This is a genomic window from Thermithiobacillus plumbiphilus (assembly GCF_038070005.1).
Taxonomy (GTDB): Bacteria; Pseudomonadota; Gammaproteobacteria; order Acidithiobacillales; family Thermithiobacillaceae; genus JBBPCO01.
Window position 1 is genome coordinate 62231 of the sequence record NZ_JBBPCO010000007.1, and the last position, 18002, is coordinate 80232.

At 61.4% G+C, this 18002-nt stretch carries 19 protein-coding genes; 15 read left to right on the forward strand and 4 right to left on the reverse strand.

What is annotated here, in order from left to right; all coding sequences use genetic code 11:
* Nucleotide 1: 1 nt before the first annotated feature.
* From WOB96_RS08130 to rnt, 10 genes are all read left to right on the forward strand, one after another.
* On the forward strand, nt 2-745 hold the full coding sequence (locus tag WOB96_RS08130) for a hypothetical protein (protein ID WP_341370793.1): 744 nt from the start codon (nt 2-4) through the stop codon (nt 743-745).
* Nucleotides 742-3861 carry a DUF2309 domain-containing protein gene (locus WOB96_RS08135; RefSeq protein ID WP_341370794.1) on the forward strand — a complete coding sequence of 1040 codons (3120 nt, stop codon included), beginning with the start codon at nt 742-744 and terminating at the stop codon, nt 3859-3861. Before WOB96_RS08130 ends, WOB96_RS08135 begins: the two co-directional genes overlap by 4 nt.
* On the forward strand, nt 3858-4184 hold the full coding sequence (locus WOB96_RS08140; protein WP_341370795.1) for a P-II family nitrogen regulator: 327 nt from the start codon (nt 3858-3860) through the stop codon (nt 4182-4184). Before WOB96_RS08135 ends, WOB96_RS08140 begins: the two co-directional genes overlap by 4 nt.
* Before the next feature lie 47 nt (nt 4185-4231).
* A complete protein-coding gene (locus tag WOB96_RS08145) occupies nt 4232-4453 on the forward strand; it encodes an EAL domain-containing protein (protein WP_341370796.1) in 222 nt (73 codons plus the stop codon).
* 133 nt (nt 4454-4586) lie between these two features.
* Nucleotides 4587-5171 (forward strand): YIP1 family protein, encoded by a 585-nt coding sequence (locus WOB96_RS08150; protein WP_341370797.1) that lies wholly within the window; start codon nt 4587-4589, stop codon nt 5169-5171.
* A gap of 253 nt (nt 5172-5424) precedes the next feature.
* The gene (gene htpX / locus WOB96_RS08155; RefSeq protein ID WP_341370798.1) at nt 5425-6405 is read left to right on the forward strand and encodes a protease HtpX; all 981 of its coding nucleotides are present in this window, start codon (nt 5425-5427) and stop codon (nt 6403-6405) included.
* 148 nt (nt 6406-6553) lie between these two features.
* Entirely contained in the window at nt 6554-7255 is a 702-nt protein-coding gene (aat, locus tag WOB96_RS08160) for a leucyl/phenylalanyl-tRNA--protein transferase (RefSeq protein WP_341370799.1), read from the forward strand.
* A complete protein-coding gene (locus tag WOB96_RS08165) occupies nt 7245-7964 on the forward strand; it encodes an arginyltransferase (protein WP_341370800.1) in 720 nt (239 codons plus the stop codon). Before aat ends, WOB96_RS08165 begins: the two co-directional genes overlap by 11 nt.
* Before the next feature lie 45 nt (nt 7965-8009).
* Nucleotides 8010-8783, forward strand: a complete 774-nt coding sequence (locus WOB96_RS08170) for an ABC transporter permease (RefSeq protein ID WP_341370801.1) — start codon at nt 8010-8012, stop codon at nt 8781-8783.
* Between the two features lie 39 nt (nt 8784-8822).
* A complete protein-coding gene (gene rnt, locus WOB96_RS08175) occupies nt 8823-9488 on the forward strand; it encodes a ribonuclease T (RefSeq protein ID WP_341370802.1) in 666 nt (221 codons plus the stop codon).
* Here rnt and WOB96_RS08180 read toward each other — a convergent pair.
* Nucleotides 9479-10351 (reverse strand): NAD-dependent epimerase/dehydratase family protein, encoded by an 873-nt coding sequence (locus tag WOB96_RS08180; protein WP_341370803.1) that lies wholly within the window; start codon nt 10349-10351, stop codon nt 9479-9481. The two genes, rnt and WOB96_RS08180, sit on opposite strands and share 10 nt — an antisense overlap.
* Before the next feature lie 95 nt (nt 10352-10446).
* Here WOB96_RS08180 and WOB96_RS08185 point away from each other — a divergent pair, with 95 nt between their 5' ends.
* The 4 genes from WOB96_RS08185 (at nt 10447) to WOB96_RS08200 (ending at nt 14400) form a co-directional block, all read left to right on the forward strand.
* Complete coding sequence (locus WOB96_RS08185) at nt 10447-11478, forward strand: CDP-6-deoxy-delta-3,4-glucoseen reductase (protein ID WP_341370804.1); 1032 nt, start codon at nt 10447-10449, stop codon at nt 11476-11478.
* A 357-nt stretch (nt 11479-11835) separates the two neighbouring features.
* Complete coding sequence (locus WOB96_RS08190) at nt 11836-13572, forward strand: hypothetical protein (protein ID WP_341370805.1); 1737 nt, start codon at nt 11836-11838, stop codon at nt 13570-13572.
* 218 nt (nt 13573-13790) lie between these two features.
* Nucleotides 13791-14033 carry an AbrB/MazE/SpoVT family DNA-binding domain-containing protein gene (locus WOB96_RS08195; RefSeq protein WP_341370806.1) on the forward strand — a complete coding sequence of 81 codons (243 nt, stop codon included), beginning with the start codon at nt 13791-13793 and terminating at the stop codon, nt 14031-14033.
* Nucleotides 14011-14400 carry a PIN domain-containing protein gene (locus WOB96_RS08200; RefSeq protein WP_341370807.1) on the forward strand — a complete coding sequence of 130 codons (390 nt, stop codon included), beginning with the start codon at nt 14011-14013 and terminating at the stop codon, nt 14398-14400. Before WOB96_RS08195 ends, WOB96_RS08200 begins: the two co-directional genes overlap by 23 nt.
* 129 nt (nt 14401-14529) lie before the next feature.
* On the opposite strand, the gene hemB is transcribed toward WOB96_RS08200, so the two are convergent.
* The 3 genes from hemB to hemC are packed head-to-tail and all read right to left on the reverse strand — an operon-like array spanning nt 14530 to nt 17262.
* Nucleotides 14530-15525, reverse strand: coding sequence for a porphobilinogen synthase (hemB, locus tag WOB96_RS08205; RefSeq protein ID WP_341370808.1), 996 nt, complete (start codon nt 15523-15525; stop codon nt 14530-14532).
* On the reverse strand, nt 15522-16313 hold the full coding sequence (locus tag WOB96_RS08210) for a uroporphyrinogen-III synthase (RefSeq protein ID WP_341370809.1): 792 nt from the start codon (nt 16311-16313) through the stop codon (nt 15522-15524). The genes hemB and WOB96_RS08210 overlap by 4 nt, the downstream gene beginning before the upstream one ends.
* A complete protein-coding gene (hemC, locus tag WOB96_RS08215) occupies nt 16303-17262 on the reverse strand; it encodes a hydroxymethylbilane synthase (protein ID WP_341370810.1) in 960 nt (319 codons plus the stop codon). Before hemC ends, WOB96_RS08210 begins: the two co-directional genes overlap by 11 nt.
* A gap of 196 nt (nt 17263-17458) precedes the next feature.
* Here hemC and WOB96_RS08220 point away from each other — a divergent pair, with 196 nt between their 5' ends.
* Nucleotides 17459-17944 (forward strand): SoxW family protein, encoded by a 486-nt coding sequence (locus tag WOB96_RS08220; RefSeq protein WP_341370811.1) that lies wholly within the window; start codon nt 17459-17461, stop codon nt 17942-17944.
* Nucleotides 17945-18002 lie beyond the last annotated feature (58 nt).

An 18002-nucleotide genomic window follows, 5' to 3' on the forward strand; every position in this document is an offset into this window, starting at 1 on the left:
CATGATGCTATTGCTTCTTGCTGCGGTGTTCCTGCCCCTGTTTCCATTGAGCATGGTGTTCAATGGCGCGCTCGGCCGGTTGCGCATGCCATATGTCCGGGCATTGCTGATCCTGGTCTGGCCACAGATTGGCCTGTTGGTGCTTCAGATCGCCGGCTCCGCAATTCCGGAATTCTTCCTGGTCTGGGCTCTGCTGAGTTCGGGATTCTATGCGTTGCGGCTGCTGAGCGTGCGGGATCTCGGCATGTGGGCGGGCTTCCTGGCCTCATCCTCACTGGCACTGGGCTGGGTGCTGGCCGCCGGGGGGGGCAGCATGCTTGAACTGCAGCTTTTCGCATTCGGGTTCAGTCTGCCTGCAGCGTTGCTGGCCCTGCTTGCCGGTCCCTTGACCGATCGCTTCGGTGCGGCCTACGCCGGGTTGCCTGGCGGCCTTGCGGGTGTCATGCCGCGCCTGTCCGGCTTGCTGATCATTGCCGCGCTGGCGGCCATCGCCACGCCGCCCTTCCCGGCGTTTTTCGGGATGCTGGCGCTGTGGCAGGGCCTCAGTCCGGAAATCGTGCTGGGCAGCCTGCTGATCTGGCTGATCTGGAGCTGGGCGGCGATCAGGCTCGTGCAGGGCTTCATGGTAGGTGACACTCCCCAGGTTGCCGTTGCGGACATTGGCCAGCCCGCTATCGTGGCATTTGGCATTCTGCTCTTCGCTTTCACGGTGCTCGGACTCTACTTGCTAGGAGGCGCGCTATGACGCTTGCACTCGGGAGGCAACTCAAGATTCGCGCCATGGTCCATGTAGCCGGCGAACCGATCCCTTTCTTCTGGCCGATGCGCACCTTCATCCACCACAACCCCCTGCACGGGCTGGAGCACATGCCGTTTTCCGAGGCTGTGGCGGAAGGCAGACGGCTATTCCACGCACAGGGATATCTGCCGCGATCCACGTATCAGGAATATCTGGTGCGTGGCAAGGTGGACCGGGCGGCACTGTCGGCGCAGGTCGAGCGGTTCCTTGCCGGGCAGCCAGCCATCGATGGCCTGGATCTGCATGAACTGCTGATGACCCTGTTGAGCGAGATCAGGCCCCAACAGGGATGGAAATCCACGCTGGCGGATGGGCGGGATGTCCATGCCGTGCTCGCCGGCACCGCCTTGGCGCCACCCAGGACCGATCCTGCGTCCCTGGCGGCGCAGGTAAGCGCCAGCATGCCGCCCAGCCGCCCGGTGCATACCCTGGTGGATGAGCTCTTTGGCACCGAGATCGGCGCCACCCTGGACGAGCTGGTCATCAAGAGCTGTCTCGATTTCTTTGACGAGGGGCAATCAGCCTGGCAAATGCCGGGGCGGGAACAGGGCCTGTTTGTCGCCTGGAGCGCGCTGGCGCGGCGCAACCTGCGTCTTTTCATTCGCGGACTGCATATCAAGCAGATTCTTGAATCCGCGGACAGCCCGGAAGGCATCATCAGCTATGTGATGAGCGAGTTGCGCATTCCCGAAGACGAATGGATGGATTATTTCACCGCCGAACTCACGCGCTTGCACGGCTGGGCCGGCTTCATCCGCTGGCGCTCGGGCGCCAAGCACTATTACTGGAACCAGACCCACCCGGCTGACCTGGTTGATTATCTGGCCATCCGCCTGGTCCTTGGGCTGGCCCTGCTGCGCGAACATGCCCAGCGCATGCGCACCCCGGCAAACTACCTGGAACTGGTGCGATTTGTCGACGAGCACCCGGAGAAGGCCTATCTGCGACGCGAGCTGTACAGTGGCCGTGTGTTGCCGGCCATGGCACACGCGGTCGAGGATGCCATCGGCAGCGGGGCCGGCAAGCGTATCAGCAAGCTGCTGCCCGAATATGTCGAGCGCAAGCGCGCTGACGAGGCTCGCCAGCAGGCGGCAGCCCTGCGTGAGCTGGCCGGGCGCGCCGGACTCAGTACTGCACTTGGCCAGCTTGGCGCGCAAGATATTGGCCGCCTGCTGGATCTGCTCGCTCGCCTGGAGCGGGAAGAAGGTCAGTTGTGGCTCAAGGCACAGGAATCCTGCCATATGGAACAGTTGCTGGGCGGCCTGAATCTGGTCCCCCCCCCGCCCCGTGACAAGCGCCCCTTTGCGCAGCTCATGTTCTGCATCGATGTCCGTTCCGAGCGCATCCGCCGCAAGCTGGAGCAGGTCGGTGATTATCAGACATACGGCATCGCCGGCTTTTTCGGCGTGCCGGTAAGTTTCATCGGCCTTGAGAGCGGCAATGAAACGCATCTCTGCCCCGTGGTGGTCACGCCGAAGAACATCGTGCTGGAGCTGAGCACCGCGCGCAGTACCGAAGAGGATGATTTCGTTTCCGTGCTGGAGCACGTGCTCCACGACATGAAGGCCACCGTGCTCTCCCCCTTTGTGACCGTGGAAGCGATCGGCCTGCTGTTTGGCCTGGACATGTTCGGCAAGAGCTTCGCGCCGCTGGCCTATAATCGCTGGCGCAGCCGCCTGAATCCCAGGAAGCCCGGTAGCCGCCTGTTGCTGGACAAACTGAGCCGCGAACAGGCGGACTCGATCATCCGCTCCCTGCAAAGGGTCATGATCGTCAAGGCCATCCATCGCGAGCTTGGCATCGAGCGCGAGGAGATCACCGACGAAATGATCCGCGATCTGCGCGAGACGGCGCTGGGCAATCAGGCGGGATCGACCGGATTTGCGCGCCAGTTCGGTCTGGATGCCCAGGCCGAGCAGCATTTCATCGAGTGTCTGCGCCAGGTCTACCGTATCAATCGCGGTTACGCGCAAATCCAGCTCGAACGACTGGGGCGCATCGGCTTCACCCTGGACGAGCAGGTGCTTTTCGTCAGCCAGGCGCTACGTTCCATTGGCCTGACCAGGGACTTCTCGCGTTTCGTATTGCTGACCGGTCACGGCAGCACCTCGGAGAACAATCCCTACGAATCCGCGCTCGATTGCGGCGCATGCGGCGGCAATCACGGTCTCGTCAATGCCCGCGTGTTCGCGCAGATGGCCAACAAGCCGGCGGTGCGCGAGCGCCTGCGCGCCCAGGGGCTCGATATTGCCGATGACGCCTGGTTCATCCCCGCCTTCCACAACACCACGACCGATGAACTGCGGCTGCATGATCTCGATCTGCTGCCGCCCAGCCATCTGGTGTACCTGGAGCGGCTGACCAATGGGCTGCGGGCGGCAGCACGCCTGAGCGCGGCGGAGCGGTTGGCGACTCTGGACCCCGCCGATGCCGGCGAGGATCCGGAAAAGGCTTATCGCAACGCCCGGCGCAACGCCATGGACTGGTCGCAGGTGCGGCCCGAGTGGGGCCTGTCGCGCAATGCCGCCTTCATCATCGGCCGGCGTCAGATCACTGAGCAGATGGATCTCGATGCCCGCAGCTTCCTGAACTCCTATGATTATCGCTGCGATCCCAAGGGTCGCCTGCTGGAAAACATCCTGGCCGGGCCGGTGGTGGTCGGTCAGTGGATCAACATGGAGCACTATTTCTCGGCGGTCGATAACGAGCACTACGGCAGCGGCAGCAAGGTCTACCATAACATCGCGGGCCGTTTTGGCGTCATGACCGGCAATTTGAGCGACCTGCGCACCGGGCTACCCTCGCAGACCGTGCTCAAGGATGGGCAGCCCTATCATGAGCCACTGCGGCTGATCACCGTGATCGAGGCGCCATTCGAACATGCCAGACGCGCCATCGAGAATGTATCCACGGTCAAGAACCTGGTTTATAAAGGCTGGATCCGCATGGTCATCGTGGATCCTGATAGCCACATATTCCATATTTTCGAAGATGGCGAATGGCGACAACGCGTGTCGCGTACATCCGGCAGTACCGTCGAAGCGAAGGAGAGTGCGGCATGAACAATCTCAATCTCAGTCCCGTCAAGAAGCTCGAGATCATCATCGAGGGCGCTCACCAGGAGTTTGCCACTGATCTGCTCGATCGCGCTGGTGTTACGGGCTACACCATAGTCGGCAATCTGTCCGGCAAGGGGCGGCACGGTTTTCATGAGGGCCACCTGATGTTCAACGAGGACGCGGTCCTGATCATGATCATCGTGGCCGTCCCCGGAGAACTGGTCGAACCCATCCTCGAAGGCTTCGCGCCGTTTTTCAACAAGCACACCGGCGTGGTGTTCATCTCCGATATCCAGGTCAGTCGCCTGGTCAAGTTCAAGGGCTGATCCGGAAACCGGCGCGGACGTGGAGATCGGGCACCCTCCACCGTGACATGATTGAAGATCCGATCGACTGCGCCATGGTCACGGCCATACATCAGTTGGCGCAGGTCTTGGGCATCCAGACCATTGCCGAATTCGTCAAGGATGATGCCATCCTGCTGAAACTGCGGGCCTTGAAGGTGGACTACGCCCAGGGGCCTGCCATTCATGGCCCGCGACCCATCGAGCTGGAGTTTCCCGGCTTGCGCGCCTCACAGCTTCTGTCGGCCTGACCTGGCTGATATGCATCCCCATGCCGATGCATGGGACATTGTGCCTGGCAGATGGTCTAAGGTTTAGCTGGTCCAGCTTCATCTTGCTCAAGTGGCACTTTGTCGGGTCATTGACATCTTCAGGGGGCGCATCATGGACTCTTTCGCTAATTTGTCGCATTCCTTGTATCTCTCGCCTGCCCGCTGGCGCGATCCTGGCCATGCCCAGCCATCGGCTCTGCGACTCTTTTCATTTCACGTCCTGCCTTTTTCCTTCATTCCGGTTGCAGTGCTTTACCTGTTGAAAACAGGGGATGCGGGGCTCGTCCAGTTTTTGTTCACAACAGTAACGCACTCGCAGTTGCTGACCATTCTGGCGACGTTCTGGATGGTGCAACTGCTGGGAGTACCCTTGATGGCCTTTTTGATCCAGCGTTTGGGGGATGTGATTGACGCCGTGATCAGCTACCGCGAGGCGTTTGCCATTGCCGCGCTAGCCCCGACACCGCTCTGGCTGGCATCACTGTTTCTGTTCGTGCCGAGCGTGAGTTTCTACATTCTGGTTTTCTCCCTGGCGGTCGTGGCTACGGGTGTGCTGATCTTCCGCCTGGTGCCGCAAATCCTGCGGCCCGAGGATGAAGGTCAGGCGCCACTCCTGAGCGGGGCCATCTTCATTGCCGGCCTGGTCGGCCTGGTGATTCTGCGGGTATTGACTCACCTGATCTGGAGTGCTGCATAATAGGGGTGGTCTGCTGATGAGTCCGGCCCTGGAGCACCTGGGCCGGTAGCTGGCTGCTCATTGCGTAGTGCTTGCCGCGCCCAAGCCTTGAATTTCCACTGAACCGCCCTCATTTTCAATATAACTCCAGATTTCCCCTGGCAGGATCTTTCGTCTGGATACTTGTCTGAGCGCTTGCAGAGAGCGTGGGAGAGGCGCAACATGCGCTGAATGGGTTCACTCGTGACTTGGCTTGCGTATGGCGGGAGACATTATGAGAGCTTTCAAGGGCATTGCCTTACTGATCATTACCAACCTGCTGATATTTGCGTCACTGTTCATTACCTTCCAGATCCTGACCAATTTCGTCCTGCCGCTGTTTGGCATCGACATCCGGGGGTCGGTGAACGCCAACCAGTTGCTCTGGGCCCTGGTGCTGGGCTTTGGTGGCGCTTTCATCAGTCTGCTGTTTTCCAAGCAGCTGGCGCGCATGGGCATGCAGATGCAGCGCATCGATGTGCCGCAAACCCCGAAGGAGCAACTGGTCTACAACACCGTGGCCGAGCAGGCCCGAAGCATCGGCATCAAGATGCCGGAGGTCTGGGTGTACTGGAGCGACGAGCCCAATGCCTTTGCCACCGGCCCCACCCGCAACAACAGCATGGTGGCGGTCAGTTCCGGGCTGGTGATGAGCCTCAATGACGACGAGGTGCGGGCGGTGCTGGCCCATGAAATGGGTCACATCCAGAATGGCGACATGCTGGCCATGACGCTGCTGCAGGGCCTGATGAACACTTTCGTCTACTGGATCAGCATGCTGGTCTCGCGCTGGTTCTACGACGAAAACGGCAATCCGACCTTCATGTCGTTCATGATCTCGATGGTGCTGCAGATCGCCTTGTCCTTCCTGGCCCTGATCCCGATCACCTGGTTCTCGCGCCGGCGGGAATTCCGCGCCGACCGTTTCGCCGCGCAGCAGTACGGGGCACCGGCCATGATTGCGGCACTGGAACGCATCCATCACCGCGCCGCGGACATGCTGCAGCATGAGACCGTGAACCGCGATGCCTTGGCGACCTTCAAGATTGGCGGTGACTGGCAGGGACTGTTTGCCACTCATCCCAGCCTCGAGGCCCGGGTCAGTGCCTTGCAGGAGTGGGCACGTGAATCCGGCCAGGGTGGTAATTTCCGGGTGACCCAGAACAAGGGCCAGGGTAATGATGTCTGGTCTTCCAAGGATAATCCCTGGGGCTAGGCCCTGGGCAATGTGGTCCAACACGAGCGGCTATGCCGCTCGCTGTTTTTGGACCATCCTGCCTCAGACCGGGGTGGCTGGTTTTTTGGTCGAAAAACTGGGACAGTAAAGCTGAATTGCGCCACTGGCTCCGTCATGACAGGTCGCTATGTCTGCTTCCCAATTCCTGAAAGACAGGACCTTTCCCGATCCGCGCACGGCCGTGGATGGCCTGGTTGCCATCGGCGGTGATCTGCGGCCCGATCGCCTGTTGCAGGCCTACCGTCAGGGCATCTTTCCCTGGTTCAATCCCGGCGATCCAGTACTCTGGTGGTCCCCGGACCCGCGCGGCGTGTTGCTCCCGGAGGAGGTCCACCTTTCCCGCAGCCTGCGCCGGCATTTTCGCCGCAATCCGGATCTTGCCTTCCGTTTCGATACCGCCTTTGATGCCGTGGTGGCCGCCTGTGCGGCGCCGCGCGCCGATGCCCAGGGCACCTGGATCACGCCCGAGATGCAGCGCGCCTATGCCCGTCTGCATGTGCTGGGACATGCGCACAGCATTGAGGTCTGGCAGGCGGAAGCGCTCGTCGGTGGGCTCTATGGCGTGGCGCTGGGCGGCGTGTTCTTTGGCGAATCCATGTTCAGCCGCATTCCCAATGGCTCGAAATTTGCTTTGGTGATGCTGGCGCGCCAGTTGAGCGCCTGGGGCTTCGTCCTGATCGACACCCAGTTCCTGACGGCACATCTTGCCAGCATGGGGGCTCGCGAACTGTCGCGCACGTTCTTTCTGGATCTGCTGACTGCGGCCCTGCAGTTGCCCGGGCGCTCGGGCGCATGGCAGATGGAAATAGAGGGCCAGGATGTCTTCTGAGTATCTTCGCCTCTACGAGACCTTTCCCCAGCCCTGCAGCTATCTGGCCGGGCGGGAAAATACCGCGATCGTGACCGATCCCGCTCATCCCATCAGCACCATGGAATATGCCGTACTGATGGACCAGGGTTTTCGGCGCAGCGGTGGAAACTTCTATCGTCCGCACTGTCGCGGCTGCGACGCCTGCGTCTCGGTGCGGATTCCGGTGCTCGATTTCAGGCCGCGCCGGGGCCAGCGCCGCATCTGGCAGCGCAATCAGGACCTGCAGGTGCAAGTCGAAACGCCGCACTTTCATATCGCGCACTGGCAGCTCTACCAGAAATATCAGCACGGCCGCCATGCCGGTGGCGGCATGGATACCGATTCCTTAGAAGACTATGAGCGCTTCGTGCTGGATTCCCCGGTGGAGACCTGGCTGGTCAGCTTCAGGACGAGCGAACGTCTATTGGCGGTCAGCGTGGTCGATGTCCTGCCCCAGGGCATGTCCGCGGTCTACACCTTCTATGATCCGGAAGAGCAGCACAGAGGTCTGGGCGTGCACGCCGTGCTCTGGCAGGTGCAGCGGGCGCGTGAACTCGGGCTGCCCTACGTCTATCTGGGCTACTGGATTGCAGAATGCGACAAGATGGCTTACAAGACCCAGTACCAGCCCCTGGAAGGCTGGATCGCCGGGAACTGGCAAGCGGTTCCCGATCACAGAAAAACATGAACGTGCCGGTGCGGCCTGCTGCCCCGGCCAGGGCAGGGTGGGGTAGTGGCCGCGGATCTCTTCACGCATTTCGATATTCAGATTCTGCTGGGCCTGTTCGGCCTGCTGAGCATCACCTGGATCTTCTCCGCCTGGCAGCGTCTGGGCGTGGGCCGGGAGCTGGCCTGGTCGGCCCTGCGCGCCACCCTGCAACTGGGCGGCATGGGCTTTGTGCTGACCTGGCTGTTTGCCCTGCACCAACCCTTGGTGCTGCTCCTGTTCCTGATTCTGATGGTGCTGATGGCCGGTGGCTTCAATGCCAAACGCGGCAAGGGCATCCGCCATGCCTACTGGATCGGGGTCGCCAGCATCGGCCTGAGTACTACCTTGCTGCTGGCCTGGATGCTCGGCAGCGGTCTGATCGCCTTTGAGGGCCGGGTACTGATCCCCTTGGGCGGCATGCTCATCGGCAATGCCATGAATGCGGTATCCCTGGCACTGGACCGCCTGCGCGCGGAGATCCGCAATCAGGAGGCCATCCTGCTGGCCATGGCCGCCCTGGGCGCCAATGCCCGCCAGATGCTGGCCGAGATCTATCCGCAGGTCACCCGCAGCGCGCTCATCCCGACCATCGACAGCCTCAAGAGCGTGGGCCTGATTCACATACCCGGCATCACCGCCGGCATGATCCTGGCCGGCAGTCCGCCGCTCAAGGCAGTGGGCATGCAGTTGCTGGTGATGTTCATGCTGACCGCCGTGACCGCGCTGGCCACCTTCAGCGCCGTGCTGCTGGCCGGCCCGCTGGCCCTGCGCTTTGGCGGCGAGGAAAACCCGGCCTAAGGCTCGCTTTGCCCGCTCCAAGCCCTTATCCTTGTGTCCATGAACCCTGATAATCCCTTTGAAGAAGCGCCGGCCTGCCTGCCACTCTGCCAGCGTTTTCGCGGCTTTCTGCCGGTGGTGGTGGATGTCGAAACCGGCGGCTTCGATGCCAGTCGCCATGCCCTGCTGGAAGTGGCCGCCGTGGTGATAGGCCTGGATGAGGCCGGGCGGATCTACCCGCAATCCATGCATGCCTATCATGTCGAACCCTTCGAAGGCGCGGTGCTGGACCCGGCCGCCCTGGCTTTCACCGGTATAGACCCGCATCACCCTTTCCGGGGTGCCCTGCCCGAGCGTGAGGCCCTGCACGAGCTGTTCCGGCCCATCCGCGCGGCGGTCAAGGCCGCCAGTTGCAAGCGCGCCATCCTGGTGGGCCACAATGCCGCCTTCGATCTTGGTTTTCTCAATGCCGCCGTCGAGCGCAGCGGTATCAAGCGCAACCCTTTTCACCCCTTCAGCACCTTCGATACCGTGAGCCTTGCGGGACTTGCCTACGGCGAAACCGTGCTGGCCAAGGCCGCCCGGGCGGCCGGCATTGCCTGGGACAACGAGCAGGCGCATTCGGCCATCTATGATGCCGAGCGCACCGCCGAGCTGTTCTGCAACATCGTCAATCGCTGGGATGCGCAGTTTCGTCCGCAGGCCAAGGCCGTCGATCAGTCCTGAGTCAGGCTGGCGCGGATGCCATCCCGGAAATCCGCATGACGCAGTCGCAGGCCCAATTCTTCGCGCAGGCGCCGATTGCCAAGGCGTCGGGACTCTTCCAGAAAGGAACGCGTCAAGGCGGATAACTGTTCCGGGGCTTGTTCTGGTCTGATGTGCGGTGGTTTGGGCAGGCCCGAGATTTCGGCCAGCGCATCCAGAAACCCGGCCTGGGTGCTGGGAGCGCCATCACAGGCCTGATACACGCGATTGGCTCGTCCCCGCCAGGCAGCCGCCAGCAAGGCGCTGACCAGGTCATCCACGTGGATACGGTTGCTGTAATGTGGCGGGTCGTAATCCACCACGGCCTGACCCTGGCGCAGTTTCTCCAGAGGCAGGCGGCCAGGGCCATAGATGCCGGGCACGCGCAGGACGCTGACCTGGGCGCCATAGCGTTGCCCGAAGGCGCGCAATTGCGCTTCGGCGTCCGCCCGTCGCCGCGCGCGCGCTGTCTGTGGCTGGATCGCGCTGGTTTCATCCAGCCAGTCACCCGCGCGGTTGCCATAGACGCCGGTGGTGCTGACGTAGACGATCCGGTGCGGGCGCTTAGCGGCCACTGCCAGATGCGCCAGCAGGCGCCGGGTGCGTCGGTCCTGTTCATCATCCGGGTTGGGCGGGGCCAGGTGGAACACCACCCTGGCAGGCGGCAGTCGCCTCAGGCTGTCGAAATCATCGAGATCGCCCCGGACCGGGGCAATGTGCATCGATGCCAGTTCTTTCGCCTGCTGCTCGCCGCGCGCCAGCGCCATGACCTGTCCACGCGGCAGCCTCGCGGCCAGATGCCGGCCGACATAGCCGCAACCGATGATCAAAAAGGGCGTATTCATGTTTCTCTGTCCAGCCAATCCTTGTAAGATAATGAGAACTATATCACCTGGCCTGGGGAATGCCCCATCCGCGCCAGCCTGACCAAGGATTGCTTATGACTTACACGGTACGTATCGAGCCCAGTGGCCATGAAATGCAGGTGGAAGCCGGAGAGACCCTCATCGAGGCCGCGCTTCGGCAGGGGATGAACTTCCCCTACAGTTGCCGCAACGGCTCCTGCGCCTCCTGCAAGGGCAAGATCGTTGCCGGCGAGGTCGATTATGGCACCTATCAGGCCTATGCCCTGACCGAAGAGGAAAAGGACGTCGGCATGGCCCTGTTCTGCCGCGCCACCCCCAAGAGCAATCTGGTGGTGGAAGTGCGCGAGATCGGGGCTGCCAAGGACATTCCCGTGAAGATCCTGCCCAGCCGGGTGGCAAAGATCGAGGATCTCGCGCCCGACGTGCGCGCCGTGTTCTTGAAGCCGCCCGCCACCGAGCGCCTGCAGTTCCTGGCAGGCCAGTACATCGACATCCTCCTCAAGGATGGCAAGCGCCGCGGCTTTTCGCTGGCCAATTCGCCCTTGGATGACGAATTGCTGGAATTGCACATAAAGCGGGTAAAGGGCGGTGAATTCACCGAACACGTCTTTACCACCCTGAAAGAGAAGGACATCTGGCGTTTCGAAGGCCCGCTGGGCAGCTTTTATCTGCGCCTGGAGTCCGAGCGGCCGATGGTCATGATGGCCACCGGCACCGGCTTTGCGCCGATCAAGGGCATGCTCGAATATGGCTTTGCCGAAGGCCTGAACCGGCCCGTGCATCTCTACTGGGGCGTGCGCTACGAGCAGGATTTCTATCGTCTGGATATGATCGAATCCTGGAAGGCGGCGCATCCCAACTTCACCTTCATTCCGGTGGTTTCCCGCCCCACGGAATCCTGGACCGGGCGCACGGGCTACATCACCGACGCCATCGTGCAGGATTTCGAGGACCTGAGCGCCTTTGAAGCCTATCTCTGCGGCCACCCCGAAATGGTCGCCGAAGGCGCCCGGCGCATGCAGGCCAAGGGGCTGCCCGGCGAGCACATCTTCTCCGACGCCTTCACCTTCGCGGGCCAACCCAAGCTGGTGGGCGGGGTGGAATAATATTGACACCTCGCTGCTCACTACGGCCCTGCAGGACGCGCCACTCATGCGCCTGCCCGTCGAGCCCAGTTCTGCAAACGGCCTGTAGCAACGCTCCCAGATCCAGATAGACAAGATTGTGACCATTCCTCGCCCCAAGGCGCTGGGGCTATCGGGCATCTTGATGACTCCGTCATGCTGGAGGTCAATCGCACCCTGGCCCTATGGCTGGGCATGGCCTGAGTTGGGCGAGGAAAACTTGCAATTCCCGAGCAATTTGCTCGGAAAGTCAAAATATTGACACATTTACAAAGGTTGCGCACCGTCCTATTCTTCCCATCGGCACTTCCGCCGACAGTATAAAAATGGGAAAGAAACGTGATGCAAGGCAACAACGCGAAACTGAAAACCTCCCTGCCACTCCTGATTGCCCTGGCCCTGGCGGGCTGTGGTGGGGGCGATGATTCCTCGACGCCGAATCCGGCACCTGCAGCCACTACCCTGAGTGGTACTGCCGCCGCCGGCGCGCCGATCTCCGGCACCGTGACTGTGCGCGACAGCGATACCAATACGCCCGACAAGATTGTAGACATCAAAGCCGATGGCAGCTTCAATGTCGATGTGTCCGGCCTCAAGGCGCCCTTTATGCTGCAGGCGGCCGGCACTGTCGGCGACCGCAGCTACACCATTTACTCCGCCGCCACCGCCGCCGGCACGGTTAACGTCACTCCGCTGACGGATCTCGTGGTGGCCAATGCCGCTGGTGGTGCAGCCAGTACGGCTTTCGAAGCCGCTGATTTCAGCAAACTGACCGACGCCAATCTGGATGCTGCCGAAAATATTCTGAAGACGCGGCTGGCTCCCGTGCTGCAGGCCACTGGATCGGCGAACACCGACCTGATGAATGGCGCCTTCGCGGCAAATCACACGGGTATTGACGCCGCGCTGGACCTGCTGGATGTGTCGGTGAGCGGTAACACTGCGACGATAACGGTCAAGGGTGTTAACGCGACCATGTTGGATGACCTGAGCACGACCTCTGATAAACAATCAGTATCAACATCAGCCGATGCTGTAACGGCCGTCAAGAGTGATAACGAGGCCATCGTGAAGCTGATCGAGGACGCATCGGCAAAATTCGCGGCTGCAACGGACGCCAATGATGCCAGCCTGCGCGCCTTGTTCAATGCAAATAGCTTTCTTTCCATGGGTGAGAAGCTGGATGGTTTCCTGGGGATGCTGTTCACGCATCGGGCAGAAACCGGTGAGGCGATCAGCTTTGACAATGTATCTGTCCAGAAATATGTGACAGAAACGGGTACGCCGCCCAGGGCCTGGGTATCTTTCCTGCTCATGCAGTCCGGTGGCCAGGATTCAAATTTCGGCCTCTGGGTGGAGAAGGGCGCTGATGGCACGTGGCGCATCATCGGCGACCAGATGATTTCCGATATAGTCGTGCAGGCGATGGCGGTTTCATCTTGGTTCCCGCCCAGCAATGGTACGCTGAGCTCTAATGGTGTACGTAGTGGAATCAACTTTTTCATTGGCATGGATAGCCCGGCAGCCATTGCGAAGGGTCTTGATCATGCCACCGTGCAAGGTGCGGGCGTAGATGTCACTTTGACGAAGTCCTCGACCAGCAATCATCTTGGCTTGAATGGCACGGGAGACAATGTCGTCGATCTGACCGACGCAGCGATTGATACCCTTTCCGATAACACCGGATATACCATCACGCTGTATGATGGAACCAGTAACGTGATTGACAGCTATACCTTGAACCTGCCCAAGGTACCGGTGAAGGCGTCGACACTGGATGCCAGAACTTCATTCCCGATGTTGACGGACAATGCCATCAAAAACTTTGATTACAATTCGTATGGTACGTTTACCATGGACTGGACCATGCCATACAACCTCAAAGCCAACGATATTGGTATGTTCATAGCGGATGCCAACGGGAATAATTACAGCTCAGGGGACATCGGCCTCAATGCCAATGCAACCTCGAAAGAGTTCAAAACCAATCTGACCGGTATCGCAATGTCGGGTTATATGTATCTGGATGCTCGCGATGTCTACGGACGCAAGTACAGCATGTACATCGGTTTGTAAGTGTTCATGCACAGGCAGTAATTGTGTTTTGCATGATTCAGGGCGGCGCAAGCCGCCCTTTTTCTTTGTCGGAGCACGATGCGCGGACTCAGACTTCCTTGCCTGCACAAGGATAGTCATGCAGTTTGGGTGGGATTTGTCCGAATTCTTAAGGCGGGTTGCTCCACTGGCGCGTCCATGTTGTAATAAGGTAAGGGTAGTTCTTAGAGGTAAAGGAAATGATAATTGTAAAGACTTCAAAAATCTCCAGCAAGGGTCAGATCACCTTACCCAGTGCTGTACGCGCCATGCTCAAGTCGGACCTGGTGCGGATCGTGGTTGAGGATGGCAATATACGCCTGGAAGCCGTGCCGGATGTAGGTGGGAGTCTGAAGGCCTACGCGGCGCGTTACCAACCTTTCGAAGAGGCTCGTGAGCAGGCGTGGAGCGAGGTGGTCCGTGAGCAGAACCCGCGTACTTGATGCCAACGTCATTCTCCGTTATCTGCTTGCCGACCATGCGGCCCATTATGAGGCTGCCGCCGGGTTCCTGAATCAGGTCAAGAGCGGGGACGCCACCGCGCATGTGCCCGAAGGGGCGCTGGTGGAGTGTGTGTACGTACTGCTCAAGGTGTATGGGGTGCCGCGCAGGGAGGTCGCCGACAAGCTTGCAGCGCTTCTGTCCTATCGCGGCATGGTGGGTGACGCGCTGGCGTGCTTCGCGGAGGCACTCAGGCTATTCGGCAGCCGCAATGTGGATATCGTGGATGCCCTGGTGGTGACCACTGCTCGGGCGAGGGACTGGGAGGTGTTCAGTTTCGACCGTGATCTAGAGAAGCTGAAATCCTGAAGGTTGGCGAAAATTGCGGGGCTTGCAGGACTTCGAGCCGGTCCGCGCGGATGTCCTCCAGGAGCGCTAAGGCCTTGTCGGTATCTGCTTCGGCGTCCCGTTCCGGCAAGCCCGAGCCAAGTATACAGCCTAGGCTTGCAACCACCGCGCAGCGTCCAGCGCATGATAGGTCAGTATCATGTCCGCCCCGGCGCGCTTGAAGCCGAGCAGGGTTTCGAGCACCACGGCGCGTTCGTCGATCCAGCCGTTCCGGGCGGCGGCCTTGACCATGCTGTATTCACCGGAGACGTTGTAGGCGGCCACCGGGGTATCGGTGCGCTCGCGCACGTCGCGGATCAGGTCCATGTAGGCCAGGGCCGGCTTGACCATGACGATATCGGCGCCCTCGGCGAGATCGAGCGCCAGCTCGCGCATGGCCTCGCGGCGATTGGCCGGGTCCATCTGATAGCTCTTGCGGTCGCCGAACTGCGGCGCGCTGTCGGCGGCGTCACGGAAAGGGCCGTAATAGGCGCTGGCGTACTTGATGGCATAGGACATCACCGCTACCCCGGGGTGGGCGCTGGCGTCCAGGGCCTCGCGGATGGCGGCGACCATGCCGTCGACCATGCCCGAGGGCGCGACCACGTCGGCACCGGCCTCGGCGTAGGAGATGGCCAGGCGCTGGAGGTTGTCGAGCGTGGCAGCCTCGTCGCGATCCTGATGCTGATCGAGCACGCCGCAGTGGCCGTGCTCGGTGTATTCGCAAAAGCAGGCGTCGGCCATGAGCACCAGTTGCGGCACCTCGCGGCGGATGGCGCGCAGGGCCTGCTGCACCTCGCCCTCGGGGTCCCAGGCGCGGCTGCCGGCGGCATCCTTGTGGCAGCTGTCCACCACGCCAAACAGCATCAGGCCGGGGATGCCGAGGTCGGCGGCCTCGCGGGCAATCTTCACCGTCTCGTCCACCGAAGTCTGATAGACCCCGGGCATGGAAGATACTTCGGTGCGCAGGCCTTCTCCGGCCACCACGAACAAGGGCAGGATGAAGTCGGCGGGGCTCAGCTGATGCTCGCGCACCAGGGCGCGCAGACTGGCGCCCCGGCGCAGACGGCGCGGGCTGTGGACACGGGGGTTGAGGATCGGGTTCATGCGGTCTCTCCAGAGGCCCAGGCCTCGAGTGCGGCGATCAGGCCGGCGCTGGAGGCCTCGGGGGCGATGATGGGGGCCGGCAGGCCGGCGGCCTCGACGGCGGCGGCGGTCAGCGGGCTGATGGCGATGATGGGCGTCTTTTTCAGCCAGCGCTGGCCGAGATTGCCGACCATGTCATAGAGATTGTTGAAGATCTCCGGGCTGGTGACGGTCACGGCGTGCAGTTCGCCCCGCGCCCATTTGTACAGGAGTGGGGTGGGATTGAGCGTGGGTCGCACGCGCTGATAGCAAAGCGCCATGTGCACGCGCGCGCCGCGCGCGGCCAGTTCGGTGGGCAGTTGCTCGCGCCCGGCGTCGCCGGCGAAGATCACGATGTCCTGATCCCTCACGTCCTGCAGGGCGGCTTCGGCCAGCATCGATTCGGCATTGAAGGTCTTGGGCACCAGATCGACCTTGATCCCGAGCGTCTGCAGTTCCTTGGCGGTCTCGCGGCCGATGGCGGCGACCCGGATGCCGGCAGGCCATTCCAGGCCCAGTGCCTTGAACCGGGCGATGCCCTCGCTCACGGCATTGCGCGACACGAAGATGGCCCATTGCGCCTTTGCGCCCTGCTGCACGGCCTTGTCAAAGTCATGCCAGTTCTCCGGGCGCTCGATGCGGATGGCCGGGAACAGGATGGGCTTGGCGCCACGCGCTTCCAGCAGGCTGATGAGATCGCCGGCCTGGGCCCTGGGCCGGGTGACGACGATGCCCTTGTCCTTGAGGGTGGCGAGCATGTCAGCGCTCATACAGTGCCTGCAGGATCTGGTCCGCGCCCTGGGCGAGCAGATGGTCCGCGACTCGCACTCCCAGCAGTTCGGCATCGCCTGCGGGGGCAAAATCCTCATGCTGGATGACGGTCTTGCCATCGGGGCTGGCGACCAGGCCGCGCAGGTGCACGGCACCGTTTTCGGTCAGCACGGCGTGCCCGCCGATGGGGACCTGGCAGCCGCCTTCCAGACGCTGGTTCATGGCGCGCTCTGCAGTGACGCAGATGTGGGTGTTCAGATCGCGCAGCGGTTCCACCCGCGCCAGGGTTGCGGGATCGTCGCGGCGCAGCTCGATGCCGATCGCCCCCTGACCGATGGCCGGCAGGCTGTAGGTGATCGGCAGCAGTTGCGTGATGCGTGACTGAAAGCCCAGCCGGATCAGGCCGGCGGCGGCAAGGATGATGGCGTCGTATTGGCCGGCATCGAGCTTGGCCAGGCGAGTGTTGACGTTGCCGCGCAGGTCCAACAACCGCAGGTGCGGGAAGTGCATGCGGATCTGGGCCTGGCGGCGCAGGCTGGAGGTGCCCACCCGCGCGCCCTCGGGCAGGTCTTCGAGCCGGGCATGGGTGTTGGAGACGAAGGCATCGCGTGGGTCCTCGCGCTCCAGGATGATCGGCAGGTGCAGCGGCGCGGGCAGTTGCACCGGCACGTCCTTCATCGAGTGCACGGCGATGTCCACCTCGCCACGGAACATGGCCTCCTCGATTTCCTTCACGAACAATCCCTTGCCGCCGATCTTGGCCAGCGGCGTATCGAGAATCTTGTCACCCGAGGTGACGATCCTGACGAGTTCCACGCGCAGGTCGGGATTGTAGCGTTCCAGCAGCGTTTTTACGTGCTCTGCCTGCCAGAGGGCAAGCTGGCTGGTCCGGGTACCGATTCGAAGCAAAGCATCCGCCAACGGCTTTTCCTCTTTGAAAAAGCTCATAATTTATGCCCATGCCCGGCAGAATGCAATTTGCTCTTTCTGGTTGGCCCACTTGGGACAGTTACTGGATCAAGTGGCTCAGAGGTATGAAATCTTTTTGTGAGCCTTGCAACTATCCGAAACATATTCAATAACTTATGGTTTGGGAATGAATCTTGCTTCGGTCGGTGGGTCTAATTCCACAGGAGGTGGAATCATGGTTTGTCTCAAAAAATTCCTGACTGGCATGCTGTTTTGTCTTGGCGTGGCTGCCATGCCTGTGGCTGTCTCGTCGCAGAGCATCATTCCCGAACCCGCCAATCTACAGACCCTGGCCAGCCAGGCGGCCAGCGAGAAGAAGTCGATCGTCGTACTTTTCGAGGCCGAAGGTTGCCCCTATTGCGAGCGGGTCATGCGCGAATATCTGGAGCCGATGGCGAAAAACGCCGAGTATCGAAAGAAAGTACGCATCGTGCGGCTCGATACTGGCAGCCAGGCGCCTCTGACGGATTTTCAGGGTCGAAAGACCACGCCGGCCGATTTCGCCCGCACCTATCGCGCCCGCCTGACCCCGACAGTGATCGTCTTCACCCCGGACGGCAAGCCGGCCAGCGATCCCCTGGTCGGGTTCAGCAACCCCGACTATTATGGCTTCTATCTGGACAAGGCCATCGACGCCGGGGTTGAAAAGACTCGGGGGTAAGCTGGATTCACCTGTCAACCACTAGCCGGAATCCACGTTGTAGCCATAAGTTGGCATA